The sequence below is a fragment of the Dyadobacter jejuensis genome (assembly GCF_003149085.1).
GTDB classification, from domain to species: Bacteria; Bacteroidota; Bacteroidia; order Cytophagales; family Spirosomataceae; genus Dyadobacter; species Dyadobacter jejuensis.
The window spans coordinates 379,429-396,111 of sequence record NZ_QGDT01000002.1; the positions used below are offsets into that span (position 1 = coordinate 379,429).

Sequence of the window (16,683 nt, forward strand, 5' to 3'; positions counted from 1 at the left end):
TCTGTAAGTATCCTGCTGAAATAATCTCAATATTTGCATCATTAAAAATGAATACGATGGAAACCTTAAAATTCAAAACCAATATAAAATGTGGCGGCTGCATAGCTGCCGTAAAGCCAGTGCTCGACCAAGACCAGAAAATAGCCTCTTGGGAGGTGGATTTGGCCTCTCCAGAGAAAATATTGACGGTACTTACCGACCATAATGCCCTAGAAGTAAGCGATATGCTTAAAACTGCTGGGTATAACGCCGAGAAAATTCCAGCCTAATATAGTACCTTTGTACCGTCGACTATGGTAGTCGGTGGTACAAAGGATGGTTTTTGCCCCTATGAAAGATATAATATACCGATACTTCACCCTTATCATGGCCCTGCTGGTACTCATCAGCAGTACTGGCTTTGGCTTTACGGAGCATCATTGTACGATGCAGGGCAAATCGGTACGTTATTTTTCTCAGGAAAAGTCGGTAGCGACATCCAAACAAACCACGGCAAGCTGTTGCGCCAAAAGCAAGGTCATTGATTCGGACTGTAGGGAATTCCTTAAAAAGGCGGACTGTTGTAAGGTGCAACAAAAGTTTCAAAAAAATGAGTTAGCAACGCCGCAAGCCCCACCAAAGGCCTTAAAGGGTGCCGTGCAAATGCTCCCATACGCTGTTGCTACCATTCACTTCTTAAGTGCCCTAGGACATGACCCTACCCAGGTCCCCCTACGAAATCGACATGCTGAAATCCCCTACCCCTATGGGAAAAGTATGCGTATTCACGTCCAGTCATTCCTGATATGATCCACCGATAACCCACTGAATAACAATCAACTAGATAGAAAGTTGGTTGATTTTAATTTTGGTTTATCTTGTGAATCTATTTTTCATGAAAAATTATTTTATTGGCGCTTTTATTACCCTTCTTACGCACCAAGTAGTAGCCCAGGGCATTCAAGGAACGGTATATGAGCGCATCGCCGATCCATCTGAACTGGGGGTATTAACGGGCGTAAACGTCTACTGGGCGGGAACCTCTATGGCTACCACCACCGACAGCACGGGCCGCTTTGGCATCCCTCGCCGTGCCAAGTCCAATTTGCTAGTATTTAGCTTTGTAGGTTACCGGAGCGATACCATCGAAATAGGAAGCCAGGCCGAGCTGCAGGTCATACTCGACAGCGAACTCGCCCTCAGTGAGGTTACCGTAAGGGCCGACGCCTCCTTAGACAGGCAGTCATCCCAACAAACACAGATTATCAACGGAAAGGAATTGGCCAAAGCAGCCTGCTGCAACCTGTCGGAAAGCTTCGAGAACAATGCCTCCATATCGGTAAGCTACTCCGATGCGGTAACGGGTGCCAAGCAAATCCAGATGCTGGGGCTCAATGGCGTGTACATTCAAACCAACATCAATAATATTCCTTCTCTACGAGGCCTTGAAAGCACTTTTGGGATGAACTATATACCAGGCACCTGGATACATTCTATCGATATTGGGAAGGGTACAGGCTCCATTGTCAATGGCTACGAATCGATGACGGGGCAGATGAATGTTGAACTTAAAAATCCCGATACCCATGAAAAGCTCCTTTTCAATACCTATGTCAATAGTTTTGGAAGAGGAGAAATAAACCTAAACCTCTCCCACCAGCTCAACAAAAAATGGAGTACCGGACTCCTTACCCATAGCAGTATGCTTCGGAATAGGGTCGATAAAAATCATGATGGGTTTCTAGACTTACCCCTATTCAGCCAGTTCAACGGCATCAATCGATGGAAGTATCAGGGGGATAAAATGACGGCTCAGTTTGGCATCAAGGCCCTACACGAAGACCGGCTCGGTGGACAGACAGACTTTCATAAGTCCGACAAGGGAAGCGATGAGGTTTATGGCTTCGGAGCGAAAATAAATCGGTACGAGTTTTTCTCAAAAATAGGCCGGATATTCCCCAACCAACCCTATAAGGGCCTCGGCCTGATCCTCAACGCCAGCTTACATGACTCGAAAAGCTACTTCGGCACTACCTCCTACGATGGGCGCCAAAACAGCCTTTACGGAAACCTGATATTTCAGTCCATCATTGGCAGCACCAACCACAGCTATAAGGCCGGAGTAAGTTATCTGCTCGACGACTATCAGCAACAGTATGGCACTATTGCACTCAACAGACGAGAGTCGGTACCAGGGGCTTTTGTAGAGTATACCTTTCATTATCTAGACAAATTTATGATGGTGGCAGGAGGCCGTGTAGACCAGCATAATCTATTTGGAACCCAGTGGACCCCCCGCCTGCACCTGAAATATGACCTTAACGCCCAAACGATCCTTCGGGCCTCGGCCGGTAAGGGTTTCAGAGTAGCCAATCCCTTTGCCGAATATTATGGAAACTTAGTGAGTGCTCGCCATGTTGAAGTGTTGGAGCAGATAAGACCCGAAGTGACATGGAATTATGGAGCCAGCCTCACCCACGAGTGGTACATAGGAGCCGTTAAAGGCAATATCATCTTAGACTACTACCGTACCAATTTCGATAACCAGCTCGTAGCCGACATGGAAGACCCTGAATATTTGCGCTTTTATAATCTTAAAGGAAGCTCCTTTGCGAATAGTTTTCAGGCCGAAATAAATATTACTCCTATTCAGCGACTAGACTTTAAGATGGCCTATAGGCTTTTCGACGTTCAACAGACGTTGATAGATCAGCAGGGCAACCAACAACTGACCCCTCGGATGATGATCAGTCGAAATCGCCTGCTATTCAATGCGGGGTACGCCCTCCCCTATGACAAATGGAAATTTGACGCCACTTTGCAGTGGAATGGCAAAAAGCGCATCCCACAACTCGAAGTAGCGCACCATCAGGATGCTCATGGCTCTACCTGGGCACCGTCTTTTGCTAATATAAATGCCCAGATCACCCGTACCTTTCCTAACTGGGATATCTATGCTGGAGGAGAAAATTTGGGGAATTTTAGACAAAAAAGTCCTATTATTGGTGCTGATAAGCCTTTTGATCAGGGTTTTGATGCCGGTATGGCTTGGGGCCCTATTACAGGACGGATGCTGTACCTGGGGGTGCGTTACAAAATGATTCGTTAAATATTCGATAACAATAGGCTCAACGCCTCTATTTTAGGAGAAAACGAATTTTACTGAACAGAGAAATGAAATTATATATCAAAAATATGGTCTGCGACCGCTGTAAGAGGGTGGTGTCCGAAGAGTTGTCCAAAATAGGCATTACGACCTTGGACCTACAGTTGGGGGAGATCGAGGTGGATCAGGACCTATCAGCAGAACGACTCGAGATGGTGCGCCAGGCACTCAAATCGAACGGGTTCGAACTACTGGAAGAGAAACGAAAAACATTGGTAGAGCGCATAAAAACCTTGCTCATAGAAGAAATCCAATATCTAAAAGCTAAGAAGCCAGAATCTGAAAATTTCTCAGATTTCCTAGCCCGCGAAACGGGGCATGACTATACCTATTTGAGCCATTTGTTTTCGTCGGAAACGGGCCAGACGGTAGAACATTATATCATTGCCCAAAAAATAGAAAAAGCCAAGGAATGGCTTTCCTATAATGAACTGACCCTTTCGGAAATTGCCTGGAAATTGCAGTACAGCAGCCCAGCGCATCTGAGCAACCAGTTCAAAAAACTAACGGGCCTGACACCTAGCCAGTTCAAAAAAAGTAATATCCAAAATAGAAAGACCTTAGACCGAATCGGTTAATCACCATTTACCAACAACTAATCTATGAAACATCTTTTGATGATTGCCTGCTTGACCTTTCTCGCTGCCTGCTCGGGTTCCGAACAAAAAACGGATGAAGCCAGTATCGAAACCCATGAACATGAAGTCGCCAGTAAAACATATGCCTGCCCGATGAGCTGTGAAGGCGAAAAAACCTACACGGAAGCAGGAACCTGTCCCGTTTGTAAAATGGACCTCAGCGAAGTGGCCGTTGTCGACGCTGACTCTACCAATACTTTATAACTATACATTTTAAACTTCAATTGATATGAAAAAGAACATTCTCGGTATCATAGCATGCCTTTTCCTATTGTCGGGTGCGGTTATGGCCCAGTCCGAAAAAGAGGTAAAGATCAAAACTTCTGCCGTATGTAAGATGTGCAAAGAGCGTATAGAACGTAACTTAGGACTCTCCAAGGGTATCAAAGAGTCTGATTTGAACCTGAAGGACATGGTCGTAACGGTACGTTATAACCCCAAGAAAACCAACGAAGAGGCGATCAGAAACACCATCGTCAACACGGGATATGATGCAGATGAACTTCCTGCCAACGAAAAATCGCACGATAAGCTACCTGACTGTTGCCAAAGGACCGTAAAGCCTCATTAATGGCGGGCCAGCCTCCGCTGGGTATGATTATTATTACTTGTTTTTAGCCGCATCGCCTTTGGGCCTTGCGGCTATTGATTTAAGGCCCCTCCCATTTTTTCAGCTACCTTTGTAAAAATACCATTAACACTTTAAAACTTGAACCCTTGGCTTGGTACCATACCTATTTTAACGGACTTCCTCAACGCGCCTGGAAGCTCCATCAAGATGAAGATTTCGATTTGCTAGAGGCCGACTTCCTATGGGACGTCCTGGAGCTGGAAGCGGGCAATCGGGTGCTAGACGTACTTTCTGGCTATGGACGCCATGCTTTACCCCTAGCCAAAGATGGCTGCGAACTCACCTGTATCGACATATCGAAGGAATACTGTGATGAGCTGGAAAAGGCTCGTCTGACCAAAAACCTCCCTATAGAGGTGATCTGTGGGGACGTTTTAGACTGCACCCTGCCAGTCGACACCTTCGATGCTGCCTACTGCTTTGGCAATAGCTTTAGCTTTTTCCCTCGACAAGATCTTAAAAAAATGATTGGCCTCGTCAGTCGCTCTCTAAAATCGGGAGGTTGTTTTTCAATTCATACCCAAAATTTGGCCGAAAGCGTCTTTACTGACTTTCAAACCCGCAACTGGATGCCGGTGGGCAATGGCATCACGTATCTGACTGAAAACGAATACAATGCCCAGGAGGGGTGTATAGAAGCGGAACAAACGTTTTTATCTGGCGACGAGAAGGTTACCCACCGGGTACGCCAATATATATTCACCTTGGCCGAATTATGCGCCTTGTTCGAAGATAGTGGCTTTAAGATATTAGGCGCTTACTCGAGCATAGAAGCTGACCAATACCTGCTTGGCGACGAAGCGCTGTATCTCGTAGCCCGAAAGCTGTAACCTTCGTGCAGCCAGCCTCAGCTGGCTGCACGAAGGCTTATTATACCTTGGTAAGCTTCCATTTCCCTAATCGAAACCACCAAATTCCTAAGGTAGCCAAAAAGGCTTCCGATATGGGAACAGCGGCAAAAACACCCAACGGTCCTAGCTCCCAAAGTAGGGACAGGCTATAGGCCAAAGGAATCTGTATGGCCCAAAAACATATCAGGTTCAAAATGGTAGGCGTACGGGTATCTCCCGCCCCATTGAGCGACTGGCTTATCACCATCCCATAGGCATAGAATCCATAGCCTAGACATAACACCTGCAGGGCCTGCTGACCAGTAGCTATGGCCTCCACATTGGAGGTAAACCAACCAACAATAGGCTCCGCTGCCAAGAACAGAACGAGTCCTAAGCCTAACAAAAAATACAGGTTATAGCGTGCACATTGCCAGACCGACTGGACGGCACGCTGCGGCTTGCCCGCTCCGAGGTTCTGCCCTACGAGGGTTGCGGCGGCATTGGCTAGGCCCCAGGCGGGCAATATCGTAAACATAATGACCCTGATGGCGATGGTATACCCTCCAACGACGTCGCTCCCAAACTCTGCCAGGATGCGGGTGAGGAATATCCAACTGGCCGAAGCCACCAGAAACTGTCCCGTGCCACCCGCTGCAATACGGACTAGGTTGCGTAGCATGGCCCAATAAGGGATAAGGTCTTTGACCCGAAAGGCCATTTTCGAATGCCGTAAGGCATAGAGCTGGTACGCCACCCCCACCGACCGGCCTATGACCGTTGCCATAGCGGCACCCGTTACCCCCATGGCGGGTATGGGCCCAAGTCCAAATATAAGGATGGGGTCTAGCATCATATTGAGCCCATTGGCGATCACCAACGACCGCATGGCGGTAGAGGCCTGACCGGCACCCCGCAGTGCTCCACTCAACGCATACAGCAGAATAATCACCGGGCTGCTCAAATACTGGATCCTAGCGAAGGTGGTCCCTTCGCGAATGACCGTTTCATCCGCTCCCATCATGCGCAATATATCGCCAGCAAAATACCCCCCTACCAGGGCTAATAGCGTAGATATTACCAGTGAGAACAGAATCACCTGACCTACTGCTCTTTGGGCTGAGGCGATTTTCCCCTCCCCTACTCTTCGTGCAATGGTGGCGGTAGCAGCCGTACTGAGCCCTATGGCCACAGAATACACCAAGGTGATCACCGACTCGGTAAGGCCGACAGTAGCTACGGCCTCGATGCTAATTTTGGAGACAAAAAAGATATCTACAACGGCGAAGAGCGACTCCATAATCATCTCCATAATCATGGGCACAGCCAATAAAAAAATCGCCTTATTGATACTTCCACTCGTAAAAACGGCCTCAGAGCCAGCTAAAGCCTGACGAAATAGTGTTAACCACTTTTTCATGGTAAAAATGATCTAAAAATTAAGGTAAAATAAGCCTTCCAATGAACTGGAAGTGATGATTGTGATGGGCTGAAGGTTCAGCAACCGCATGGAGGGAGTCCAATGGACCCTAATGTACTAGCGACATAGGCGAAAGGAATTTCGACAAAGGTAAAGCGATAATCCTCTTAAATTCAAGAAAAAAATCCAAAAAAGTAAAACCAAACTATTAACTTCACAGCCCGAGCCTAGGCAACGGCCAGGGACTGAACTTTTGGAAGTAAAGGTTCGTTGTTGATTTACCGTAAAATAATTCGAGACTTAGACCCGCCGGGTCTTTCCTATTACGAACATGATTTAAGATCGATTGCTACACTTTTAGGTTCCTTATCATTGGGGGCCCAATTTTTTTAAGCTCTACCTATCCAGCTTGGCTACTCCAAGCCCAAGGAGCATATTTACCTACTGACATCCATATTGAATGATAGAAAAAAAACAATTATATAGCACGGCCGTTGAACGCGAAAAGGCTGTTTTAGTGGCCGTAAGCACGCAAAAACAAGGCGCAGAAAAGACCAAAGAATACCTTCAAGAACTCGCCTTTCTAGCCTCCACGCTGGGAATCGATACCGTACAGACGTTTACCCAAAATCTGGAACGTACCGATATTAAGACCTATACGGGTAAGGGCAAGTTGGAGGAGATTGTCGCTTTTATTAAGGCGGAACCGGTAGACATGGTCATCTATGACGACGATCTCTCTCCCGCTCAGGTGCGTAACCTAGAAAGGGTATTCGAAGACATCAAAGTGATAGACCGTAGCCTGCTCATCCTGGACATCTTTGCGATGCGGGCCCAAACGGCTCAGTCGAAGCTACAGGTGGAGCTGGCCCAATATCAGTATATGTACCCTCGACTTACTAGGCTGTGGACCCACCTTAGCCGCCAGTCGGGTGCTGGGGTAGGGATGCGTGGACCCGGTGAAAAGGAACTCGAGACGGATAGACGTATCGTGAAAGACCGTATATCTTTCCTAAAAGAGAAATTGGAGAAGGTAGACAAACAGAGTGTCACCCGCCGTAAGGAAAGAGACCGCTTGGTACGTGTAGCCATAGTAGGCTATACCAACGTGGGCAAGTCCACCTTGATGCGCAGCCTATCGAAGGCCGATGTGTTTGCAGAAAATAAACTTTTCGCTACCGTGGACTCCACCGTTAGGAAGGTGAATATGGAAAACATCCCCTTCCTGCTTACCGACACCGTAGGGTTTATCCGTAAACTACCTACCACATTGATCGAGTCCTTTAAATCGACACTCGACGAGGTTCGCGAAGCCGATATACTGGTGCATGTGGTGGATATATCCCATCCCGCTTTCGAAGAACATCTGGACGTTGTCAACAAAACTTTGGTAGAAATAGGCGCCGCCGACAAAGCCACCGTTTTGGTGTTCAACAAAATAGACCTCTACAAGCCCGACTTCAACAAAGACGAGGACAACCTCCCTTTCGAAGACGAGGAGGATCAAGAGGAAGAACCTGTATTGGAACAGCTTAAGAAGAGCTATATCGCCAAAAAAGCCGAACATGTAGTCTTTATTTCTGCCGAAAAAAAGGAGAATATGGAAGAACTTAGAAGCACCCTTTTTGGCATGGTGAAAGAAAAGCATTTCTCGATCTACCCCAACTGGCTCGACCTCGGCTATACGCCCGTCACTTCCGAGGAATAAAGTCTTGCTATTGTAAGAGATTTTAAGCAATTTTGCACCCTGAAAAGATATCCCCCAGCGGGATATCTTTTTTAGACTGCGTAGTTCAACGGATAGAATAGGAGTTGTCGGACGCGACCCCGGCTAAACTCTAGATATGGCAGAGGACGCTAGCGACATTAATACACTAATATTTTGAAAGAATAGATTTAATACATAATAACTGACTGCGTAGTTCAACGGATAGAATAGGAGTTGTCGGACGCGACCCCGGCTAAACTCTAGATATGGCAGAGGACGCTGGTGACATGAATTCACTAATATTTTGAAAGAATAGATTTAATACATAATAACTGACTGCGTAGTTCAACGGATAGAATAGGAGTTGTCGGACGCGACCCCGGCTAAACTCTAGATATGGCAGAGGACGCTGGTGACATGAATACACTAATATTTTGAAAGAATAGATTTAATACATAATAACTGACTGCGTAGTTCAACGGATAGAATAGGAGTTTCCTAAACTCTAGATATGGGTTCGATTCCCGTCGCGGTCACCAAGAGAGGTTGTCTTATCAAGGCAGCCTCTTTTTTTGAAACAATTTATCAATGGCAGTTCTCCGCTAAACTCTAGATATGGCCGGGGGCGCGGGCGACTTCGATTTCCGTCGGAGGCACTAATGCCAGGCTTAGGTCTGGCTTTTTTTGTGGATAGGAGGTAATTTCATTAAAAAAATATGTCACCCCTTCGGGGTTTGGAAATCATCTACCTCATGACCTTTCTATAAATATTTCACCCTTTCAGGGTTGCAATTTCTTGTTTTGAAGCCAATAAGTCGAATGCCAGCACGTCACCCTTTTGGATTTGAAGAACTTACAATATTTCTAAAGCAATCAATATTTCACCCTTTCAGGGTTATATATTTTTAGTTTAGCTACTAACTGGTGCAAGGGTCAAGCAGCTAATAATTAATCAAATCGCCGGCCTAAAGGTTCTAGTAAAACCATGTCAATCAAAAAAACCTAGTCTCCTTTTCGTTTTACCTTTCAAAATTTCCGAATCTCTAATCCTATTTCTTAAGGTTTCCAAATCAGCAGTCGATAGTTGTCCAATAATAATCTTAGGGTTATTTTTAACATGAAGTTCCAATTCTGAAGATATCAATTCCTTTAACTGCGAACAATCCACAAAACAATCCTTAGTAAGATAATCCCTTCCCTCTTTACTTAGAGGAATATGATGACTCTTTAATAAAATATTGAAATTGACTTTTAAGTTGATTTTGGAATTAATGTAAACAGAGGCTAAGGTAACTCTATCACTAGACTGTGATACAAGAACAAACCTCTTAATTTTTGGAGGATTCGTATCCTTCACTTTCATTCTAAATACTTGACCAACCTTAACTAAGGACATCTTAAGAAAGATATTATTCAAATTCCGCAAATCGGAACGACAAAAGATCTTCTATATAATCTAACATTTCTTTTGATGCCCCCCCAGCTTCAGCGATCAAGACTGGATCTATCGATCGGCCCAACTTTGCTCCTTTCCACGCTATGTCATGAGACTTTTCAGTCAACTTGCCAAAATCCATACTTTTATTTTCGTCAATAGATTCATCTAGGCAGATAACCTCTGTTTCTGATAGCCATTCCATGTCTGGCTTCACTTTATTTACAACATAATAAACAGACTCAACATCAAAATAACCTTGGTAGGTATTCTTACCGCTCCTTAAACTCTTCATAATATCATACGCCAAGGATGGGACCGGTCCATTATCCATTTTTATAAATACATCTTCCGAAATCGACGCACCATACCGCACAAGGTGTTTTTGCTCGGCAAAATATAATATTTTAAACAGTTTATGGAAATCACATTGATTATCTAAACTCTCTAAAACATAGAGCATAGAATTGATTACACCGTCAACCTTTTCGTCATTTGTGTCCATGCTAACGTGCTCTATAATTTAAAGATGGCTATTATTTATCAACAATTGGCGCTAAAAACAGCACCCAAAGGATTAAATTCAACCTTTTTAGAATTCCAATCTCGCCAACCGATTTTAGTCAGATTATTCACTTACCTTAATAGACCTTCGATGGTAAGATTTTATGTACAAAGGTACAAAAAATACATATTAGAAAAAATATGGTCTTGCATGTATCTGTAAACAACAAAAAACTTAACTAATTGACATTCATAGACATTACCTATCCACGTAGAGGTCAAAAAAATGAGACTATAAATATTTCACCCTTTCAGGGTTTTAATTTCTTGATTTGAAGCCAATAAGTCGAAAGCCAGCACGTCACCCTTTTGGATTTGAAGAACATTCAACTTCTCTATAGCAATCAATATTTCACCCTTTCAGGGTTCATGTTGTCTAAAACGGACGCGATTTATTATGGATTGGTGGGTTTAAGCATTTACAGTTTGGTAATCAATAGTATGTCGCAACATTGGGTACGAATGCATTATTTTAAGACTTATACGGCTTTGGTTCGACTGCACGGCAGTCGCAGATTCCACGGTTTATGGTTATCCTATAAACGTAAGATCCCGATGGGATCTTTTCGGCAGTGTTTTTCAACCTTATAAAGTATCAATCAAAATCCAATGCAACATTATCCCAGTGGGATAAAACGTCTATAGAAACACCCTCAATAATGCATCCTTGACGATGCCGTAGGTATCGAACAGATAAACAGCAAATCAATCAAAATGATCTCAGCCTTTCAGGGTTTATATCATTAACGGAAGCGATTTGAAATGATGAGTTATGAGGAAATCGATGAGGTGATAAATACGAGGCTATTGGAGGAATAATAAATTATGGTAAGTGACCGAATATTTAAACTTGGTAGCTCCCCATGTTTTTTTGGTGTTTTACCGACTCACAACTATTATAATATTACCGAATAATCAAAACTCCGTGCATTATCATACTCCGTTATTGATAATCATAGTATTTATGATTAGAATATGACTTTTTAACACTCTCCCTTAATCCTTTAAATATGAATCGAGTTGTAATAATTGGCAATGGTTTTGATGTAGCTCATAGGCTTCAAACTAAATATGTGGATTTTGTAAATTACCTGAAACAAGAATTCATTAATTACTTAAATGACTCAGACTTTAATCACAGGTGCTTAAATCATCCACTTTTTCAATTTGGTACTAAAGAAGCAGTTGTAGTAAACAAAAATTCCGATCCAAAGTATTTTTTAACAGAAGAACGGAGCATCGAAACCTGGCAAGATTTAACTAAAATTATACGTTATAGGTATGATACTGATATGTCTACAGGAGTCGTGGTATCGAACAAGAACTTCTTACTAAATTATTCATTTGGTCATTATGAAAAAAATTCATGGGGTGGATTCGAAAATGACTATAAAGATCTTCTTTTGAAACTAAAGGACAACGAATATCTTTTTGGCATATTCGAGTTGCCCATTGAATATACAGTAGAAAAACTGAACGAGGAAATAGGAGAAATTATGAAATTGCTCTATGATTATCTTATTGAAATGGAAAAAAAGAAAGCTGAATTTAGTTCAGAAATATTTGCCAATCTATTTACACCACCTTTGTTTTATTGGGGTTCTAATAATATTGAAAAGCAAAGACATGGTTTGTTCAACACTAACTCCATATACTTGCCCCATCATAAGGAGTACTTTAATTCCGCAAAAGAAAATAATAAACTCAATACGGTTCTCTTTCTAAATTTCAATTATACTTCCACCATAGAACAATATTTACTTACACCAGAGAATAAATTCTATCGTGAACCTTTGCTTAGCCCTGATATTAGAGATACAGTTAAAACATTGATTAGATATATTCACGGAAGTTTAAAAGATAAAGATTTAAGCACTATAATTTTTGGCTACGGGGATGAATTAGGCGAATACCAATCACAACTAGAGAATTCCTCAAATGAATTTTTGAAACATGTAAAATCTGTCCTTTACACCCGAAAGCCCTATTATAGGGAAATGATCGATTTTATAAATTCTGAACCATTTGATATAGTTATTTATGGTCATTCATGCTCTAATACCGACAGGACTTTGTTAAATACATTATTTGAACATGAAAATTGTATTTCAATTCAACCGTATATTCATGATAAAGAGGATCTGTCAATTTACACTAATATATATCGATGCTTTAAAGACAAAACTTTAATGCGATCCAGGGTTGTTGATGCAACAAATACAATATCTATTAAAAATTGATATTATAATTATAGCTCTCTCAATTATTAAATTTAAATAACTCCAATTCAGGCACTTAGACATTCCCTTCGCGGTCACAAGAGCCAGGCTTCGGTTTGACTTTTCTTGTAAATAGGGAGCTATTTCTTTAAAAATTATGTCACCCCTTCGGGGTTTGAAAATCATCTACCTCATGACCTTTCTATAAATATTTCACCCTTTCAGGGTTGCAATTTCTTGATTTGAAGCCAATAAGTCGAAAGCCAGCACGTCACCCTTTCGCAGATTTAGCGGTTTATGGTTATCCTATAAACGTAAGATGCATCTTTTCGGCAGTGTTTTCAACCTTATAAAGTATCTATCAAAATCCATTGCTACATTATCCCAGCGGGATAAAACGTCCATAGAAATACCCTCAATGATGCATCCTTAACGATGCCGTAGGTATCGAACAGATAAACAGCAGACCAACCAATTAGACCGTTGTAAGTATTTAGTCTCCTTTTTGGGACATAGTGTAAGTTGTTGGCCGAAAGCCATTTTTAACTTAGCGGGTCGCCTCGGCTTATAATTATCCCCAAAATTCTTAATTTTAAGAAATCACAAGGTTTCAGCAACTAATCTCTACCTTATCATGAGCCAACTCAGCAAAAACGACATCAAGCAAGAGGTTTTCGACCTATACGACGACTATGCCCACGACCGCATCGATAGGCGACAGTTTATGGATAAGCTTTCTTTGTATGCCGTGGGAGGAATAACGGTGGCTTCGCTGATGGGTTTTATTATGCCCAACTATAAGGAATCGGTGCTGGTGGCGGCCGACGATCCTCGCTTAACCTCCGAGTTTATCCACTACGACTCTCCTAAAGGTGGGAAAAGGATCAAGGCCTTGTTGTCGAAGCCAGCAGGAAATACGGCCAAGCTACCTGGGGTAGTGGTGGTACACGAAAACCGAGGGCTCAATCCATACATTGAGGATGTGGGCCGCAGGGCGGCGTTGGAGGGATTTGTCAGCATCGCTCCGGATGCCCTTACTCCTTTGGGAGGCTATCCGGGCAACGACGATGAGGGGCGCACCCTCCAAAGTAAAAGAGATCGGTACGAGATGCTAGAAGAATTTATGGCTGCCTTTCAGTATCTCAAAAACCATAATGACTGTAACGGTAAGGTGGGGGTGGTAGGCTTCTGCTTCGGCGGGTGGATCGCCAATATGATGGCCGTTAACTTACCTGAACTGTCGGCGGCCGTCCCTTTCTATGGCGGACAGCCCTCTGCCGAAGAAACGGCACAGATCCAAGCCCCGCTGATGCTGCAATATGCCGGCCTAGACAAACGGGTGAATGAAGGCTGGCCTGCCTATGAAGCCGCCTTAAAAGCCAATGGCATCGAACATACGGCTTATTTTTACGACAACGTGAACCATGGCTTCCATAATAATACGACACCTCGCTACGACGAAGCTGCCGCTACCTTGGCTTGGCAGCGGAGCATAGACTTCTTTAAAGAGAAGCTGAAAGGCTGATGTCGGCGACGGGGTATTGGGCGCATGGTATCCATGCGCCCAGAGCGTCATGTGATGAAATAACGGAACCTAGGTTTACTACTAAAAGTTAAATAAAGAAAAAGCTGTAAATTGCGTAGAAAACCAAACCGTCGATTTTTACCTCATACATGCAACCCGGATTAAATTTTACTGCCATCGATTTTGAAACTGCCACAGCGGCGCGTACCAGTGCCTGTTCATTAGGCCTCGTCGTCGTAAGAAATGGACAGATCGTAGAAACTAAAAGTTGGCTGATAAAACCCGAACCATTTGAGATGAACTTCTTTAATGAGCGTATCCACGGGATCAGTCTGGCGATGCTCAAAGACCAACAGAATTTCGGGACGCTTTGGCCTGAAATGGAGCCTTATCTGACCAACCAGACCTTGGTAGCACATAACGCCTCCTTCGATATTGACGTGCTGCACAAGATTACCAAACAGTTCCGGATCAACTTCCGAACCAAGGACCAGTTTTGTACCTATACCTCCTGCAGCTGGTGCTGGCCCGAGCTCGACCGCTTTAAACTCGATCATGTTTCTCGATTCCTAAATATAGACCTTAAACACCACGATGCCTTATCTGACGCCATCGCCTCGGCCCGCATAGCCATAGCCATGGCCCTTAAGATAGAAGCCAAGGACATCCGCACGCTAAAAAAAGCATTCCCCTCCAAACTGCCCAGAGTTTCCAATAGACCTCCAGGTAGCGGATCGAAAAAAACTTTTTGGCAAGCAACCAGCGCTCCTGCCGATTTGTCGGAGCTTCAGTATTCTGGAGCGGGCCTACAGCAGTTGCAATGGAAGGGGAAACGATTTTGCGTAACCGGGACTTTCAAGCAGTTTCCTGACCGTGACCACCTGGTGGAGCGACTGGTAAGCCGCGGGGCTATTCGTCAAAGTTATATTTCCCCTAAAACGCAGATCGTCTTATTGGGCGAAAATGCGGGTCCGGCCAAAGTCCGAAAAATTGTGGAGTTCCAAAAGAGTGGGATCCCTATTTTAGTCTTCCCGGAATCCCACTGCCAGGACTTATGATTTTTGCTCGCCTACTAATCAGACCTAAATCAAGGGAAGTTAGCTAGTTTATCTCGTAATTTTTTAAGTCCCTCCGATCAGGAGCAGTATCGACATTCCGAATACAAAATTCGCCTGATGACAATCAGCAAAAAGAAGCCGGAATGATCAGAGTAGGATAAGTTCTATATCGATTTCAGTATGTTTTCACCCTATTGTTTTCGCTCTGAGAGGTATCCAAAAATCCACTTTGGTGTTTGCATTTTTTAGTCGAAATGCATAGCTTTCCTGAGCGATAACCTCAATGATATGAATCTAAACCGATATTACTTATCCTTTCTACTGACGGTACTGGCATCGAGCCTTATGGCCCATCCAAAGGTCGACTCTACAACCGCTCAGAGGGTAAAACAAATCTATACTGAACTAAAAGACATATACGCTCCCGACGGACGAACGGCTTGGTTCCGACTGGAAGAAATCGGTGAGGATACTTATACTTTAGAGACTACGGAGGTCCTGGGAGGCCAAAAGATGGCCGAAAGAATTCGCACAGAGTCGCCTGGCATTAAGCTCTCGGTAAAGCCCCTCCCCGAGGCAAGCCTAGGAGATAAAACCCTGGCACTCGTCAATCTTTCGGTGGCCAACCTACGGTCTACGCCGAAGCATTCGGCGGAACTGGCCACTCAAGCCTTGATGGGCACGCCATTGGACGTACTTAAAAAGTCGGGAGGGTATTATCTGGTACGCACTCCGGAGGGTTACCTGGCCTGGCTCGATGCCGCAGGCATGACCCTAAAAACTAAGCAGGAGGCGCAAACCTGGCAAAAACAAGACAAGCTGATCATTACAGCCGATTATACCCATGGGTTTACGATGCCAGATAAGCAGTCTCAAAGAGTGTCCGACTTAGTGATGGGCGATATCCTAGTTCGAAACGGAGAGCAAGATGCGTTTTTCAGAGTCACCTATCCCGATGGACGCCAGGGATATGTGGCCAAAGAAATGGTGAAGGACTATAAAGGCTGGTTACAAGGCAACGCCCCCACCCCCGACCATATCATTGCCATTGCCAAAACCATGTTGGGGGTTCCCTATCTGTGGGGAGGCACTTCCGTAAAAGGGGTAGATTGCAGTGGATTTACCAAAACTGCCTTCTTTATGAACGGGGTGGTCATCCCCAGAGATGCTTCTCAACAGGTGTTGGTAGGCGAAGCCATTCCTATTTTAAAAGATGACGCATTGGACGAACAATTGGCTTTAAAAAACCTTAAAAGCGGAGACTTATTATTCTTTGCCGGAGGTAAGGCCCAATCGTCCAATGCGCGGGTAACGCATGTAGCCTTATATTTGGGTGAGGGACAGTTTATCCATGCAGCTGGCACCGTTCGCATTAACAGCATCATAGAGGGTTCTCCAAATTATGACGACTTCCAATCCCGAACCATTGTTGCCGCCCGACGCTATTATGGACTAATTGGCCAACCTGGCATCGGTGCCATGCGTGAGAATCCGGCTTATCAGTAAAAGT

Annotated in this window: 15 protein-coding genes and 1 tRNA gene; 13 read left to right on the forward strand and 3 right to left on the reverse strand. The window is 44.1% G+C overall.

The annotated features are described in order from the left end of the window. The first annotated feature begins 56 nt into the window (after positions 1-56). The 7 genes from CLV98_RS05665 (at position 57) to CLV98_RS05695 (ending at position 5,244) form a co-directional block, all read left to right on the forward strand. Positions 57-269 (forward strand): heavy-metal-associated domain-containing protein, encoded by a 213-nt coding sequence (locus CLV98_RS05665; protein ID WP_109673566.1) that lies wholly within the window; start codon positions 57-59, stop codon positions 267-269. Positions 270-330: 61 nt separating this feature from the next. Continuing rightward, a complete protein-coding gene (locus CLV98_RS05670; RefSeq protein WP_146202233.1) occupies positions 331-789 on the forward strand; it encodes an HYC_CC_PP family protein in 459 nt (152 codons plus the stop codon). Between the two features lie 85 nt (positions 790-874). Further along, positions 875-3,088: a TonB-dependent receptor gene (locus CLV98_RS05675; protein WP_109673332.1), complete on the forward strand. Its 2,214-nt coding sequence runs from the start codon at positions 875-877 to the stop codon at positions 3,086-3,088. Between the two features lie 65 nt (positions 3,089-3,153). Continuing rightward, positions 3,154-3,723, forward strand: coding sequence for an AraC family transcriptional regulator (locus tag CLV98_RS05680; RefSeq protein WP_109673333.1), 570 nt, complete (start codon positions 3,154-3,156; stop codon positions 3,721-3,723). Positions 3,724-3,747: 24 nt separating this feature from the next. Next, positions 3,748-3,987, forward strand: a complete 240-nt coding sequence (locus CLV98_RS05685; RefSeq protein ID WP_109673334.1) for a heavy metal-binding domain-containing protein — start codon at positions 3,748-3,750, stop codon at positions 3,985-3,987. Positions 3,988-4,012: 25 nt separating this feature from the next. Next, entirely contained in the window at positions 4,013-4,354 is a 342-nt protein-coding gene (locus CLV98_RS05690) for a heavy-metal-associated domain-containing protein (protein WP_109673335.1), read from the forward strand. Positions 4,355-4,500: 146 nt separating this feature from the next. Continuing rightward, positions 4,501-5,244 (forward strand): class I SAM-dependent methyltransferase, encoded by a 744-nt coding sequence (locus tag CLV98_RS05695; RefSeq protein WP_109673336.1) that lies wholly within the window; start codon positions 4,501-4,503, stop codon positions 5,242-5,244. 40 nt (positions 5,245-5,284) lie between these two features. Here CLV98_RS05695 and CLV98_RS05700 read toward each other — a convergent pair whose 3' ends face one another. Further along, positions 5,285-6,664 (reverse strand): MATE family efflux transporter, encoded by a 1,380-nt coding sequence (locus CLV98_RS05700; RefSeq protein WP_109673337.1) that lies wholly within the window; start codon positions 6,662-6,664, stop codon positions 5,285-5,287. A gap of 460 nt (positions 6,665-7,124) precedes the next feature. Here CLV98_RS05700 and hflX point away from each other — a divergent pair, with 460 nt between their 5' ends. After that, positions 7,125-8,372: a GTPase HflX gene (hflX, locus tag CLV98_RS05705; protein ID WP_109673338.1), complete on the forward strand. Its 1,248-nt coding sequence runs from the start codon at positions 7,125-7,127 to the stop codon at positions 8,370-8,372. Positions 8,373-8,836: 464 nt separating this feature from the next. After that, a tRNA-Arg gene (locus tag CLV98_RS05710) sits at positions 8,837-8,911 on the forward strand. Positions 8,912-9,360: 449 nt separating this feature from the next. Here CLV98_RS05710 and CLV98_RS05715 read toward each other — a convergent pair. Both CLV98_RS05715 and CLV98_RS05720 read right to left on the reverse strand, forming a co-directional pair. Then, positions 9,361-9,768, reverse strand: a complete 408-nt coding sequence (locus CLV98_RS05715) for a hypothetical protein (protein WP_229203236.1) — start codon at positions 9,766-9,768, stop codon at positions 9,361-9,363. A 13-nt stretch (positions 9,769-9,781) separates the two neighbouring features. Next, complete coding sequence (locus CLV98_RS05720; protein ID WP_109673339.1) at positions 9,782-10,312, reverse strand: Panacea domain-containing protein; 531 nt, start codon at positions 10,310-10,312, stop codon at positions 9,782-9,784. A gap of 1,069 nt (positions 10,313-11,381) precedes the next feature. Here CLV98_RS05720 and CLV98_RS05725 point away from each other — a divergent pair. The 4 genes from CLV98_RS05725 to CLV98_RS05740 all read left to right on the forward strand — a co-directional run bounded on the left by CLV98_RS05725 (position 11,382) and on the right by CLV98_RS05740 (position 16,679). Beyond that, a complete protein-coding gene (locus tag CLV98_RS05725) occupies positions 11,382-12,611 on the forward strand; it encodes an AbiH family protein (protein WP_109673340.1) in 1,230 nt (409 codons plus the stop codon). 613 nt (positions 12,612-13,224) lie between these two features. After that, the gene (locus CLV98_RS05730) at positions 13,225-14,115 is read left to right on the forward strand and encodes a dienelactone hydrolase family protein (RefSeq protein WP_109673341.1); all 891 of its coding nucleotides are present in this window, start codon (positions 13,225-13,227) and stop codon (positions 14,113-14,115) included. 149 nt (positions 14,116-14,264) lie between these two features. Further along, positions 14,265-15,173, forward strand: coding sequence for an exonuclease domain-containing protein (locus CLV98_RS05735; protein ID WP_109673342.1), 909 nt, complete (start codon positions 14,265-14,267; stop codon positions 15,171-15,173). Positions 15,174-15,461: 288 nt separating this feature from the next. Next, positions 15,462-16,679, forward strand: a complete 1,218-nt coding sequence (locus CLV98_RS05740; RefSeq protein WP_109673343.1) for a C40 family peptidase — start codon at positions 15,462-15,464, stop codon at positions 16,677-16,679. Positions 16,680-16,683 lie beyond the last annotated feature (4 nt).

What these genes read in the sequence shown, in the direction of transcription:
- CLV98_RS05665 (WP_109673566.1), top strand. Translation starts at nt 57, where the DNA reads ATGGAAACCTTAAAATTCAAAACCAATATAAAATGTGGCGGCTGCATA.
- CLV98_RS05670 (WP_146202233.1), top strand. Translation starts at nt 331, where the DNA reads ATGAAAGATATAATATACCGATACTTCACCCTTATCATGGCCCTGCTG.
- CLV98_RS05675 (WP_109673332.1), top strand. Translation starts at nt 875, where the DNA reads ATGAAAAATTATTTTATTGGCGCTTTTATTACCCTTCTTACGCACCAA.
- CLV98_RS05680 (WP_109673333.1), top strand. Translation starts at nt 3,154, where the DNA reads ATGAAATTATATATCAAAAATATGGTCTGCGACCGCTGTAAGAGGGTG.
- CLV98_RS05685 (WP_109673334.1), top strand. Translation starts at nt 3,748, where the DNA reads ATGAAACATCTTTTGATGATTGCCTGCTTGACCTTTCTCGCTGCCTGC.
- CLV98_RS05690 (WP_109673335.1), top strand. Translation starts at nt 4,013, where the DNA reads ATGAAAAAGAACATTCTCGGTATCATAGCATGCCTTTTCCTATTGTCG.
- CLV98_RS05700 (WP_109673337.1), bottom strand. Translation starts at nt 6,664, where the DNA reads ATGAAAAAGTGGTTAACACTATTTCGTCAGGCTTTAGCTGGCTCTGAG.
- hflX (WP_109673338.1), top strand. Translation starts at nt 7,125, where the DNA reads ATGATAGAAAAAAAACAATTATATAGCACGGCCGTTGAACGCGAAAAG.
- CLV98_RS05715 (WP_229203236.1), bottom strand. Translation starts at nt 9,768, where the DNA reads ATGTCCTTAGTTAAGGTTGGTCAAGTATTTAGAATGAAAGTGAAGGAT.
- CLV98_RS05720 (WP_109673339.1), bottom strand. Translation starts at nt 10,312, where the DNA reads ATGGACACAAATGACGAAAAGGTTGACGGTGTAATCAATTCTATGCTC.
- CLV98_RS05725 (WP_109673340.1), top strand. Translation starts at nt 11,382, where the DNA reads ATGAATCGAGTTGTAATAATTGGCAATGGTTTTGATGTAGCTCATAGG.
- CLV98_RS05730 (WP_109673341.1), top strand. Translation starts at nt 13,225, where the DNA reads ATGAGCCAACTCAGCAAAAACGACATCAAGCAAGAGGTTTTCGACCTA.
- CLV98_RS05735 (WP_109673342.1), top strand. Translation starts at nt 14,265, where the DNA reads ATGCAACCCGGATTAAATTTTACTGCCATCGATTTTGAAACTGCCACA.
- CLV98_RS05740 (WP_109673343.1), top strand. Translation starts at nt 15,462, where the DNA reads ATGAATCTAAACCGATATTACTTATCCTTTCTACTGACGGTACTGGCA.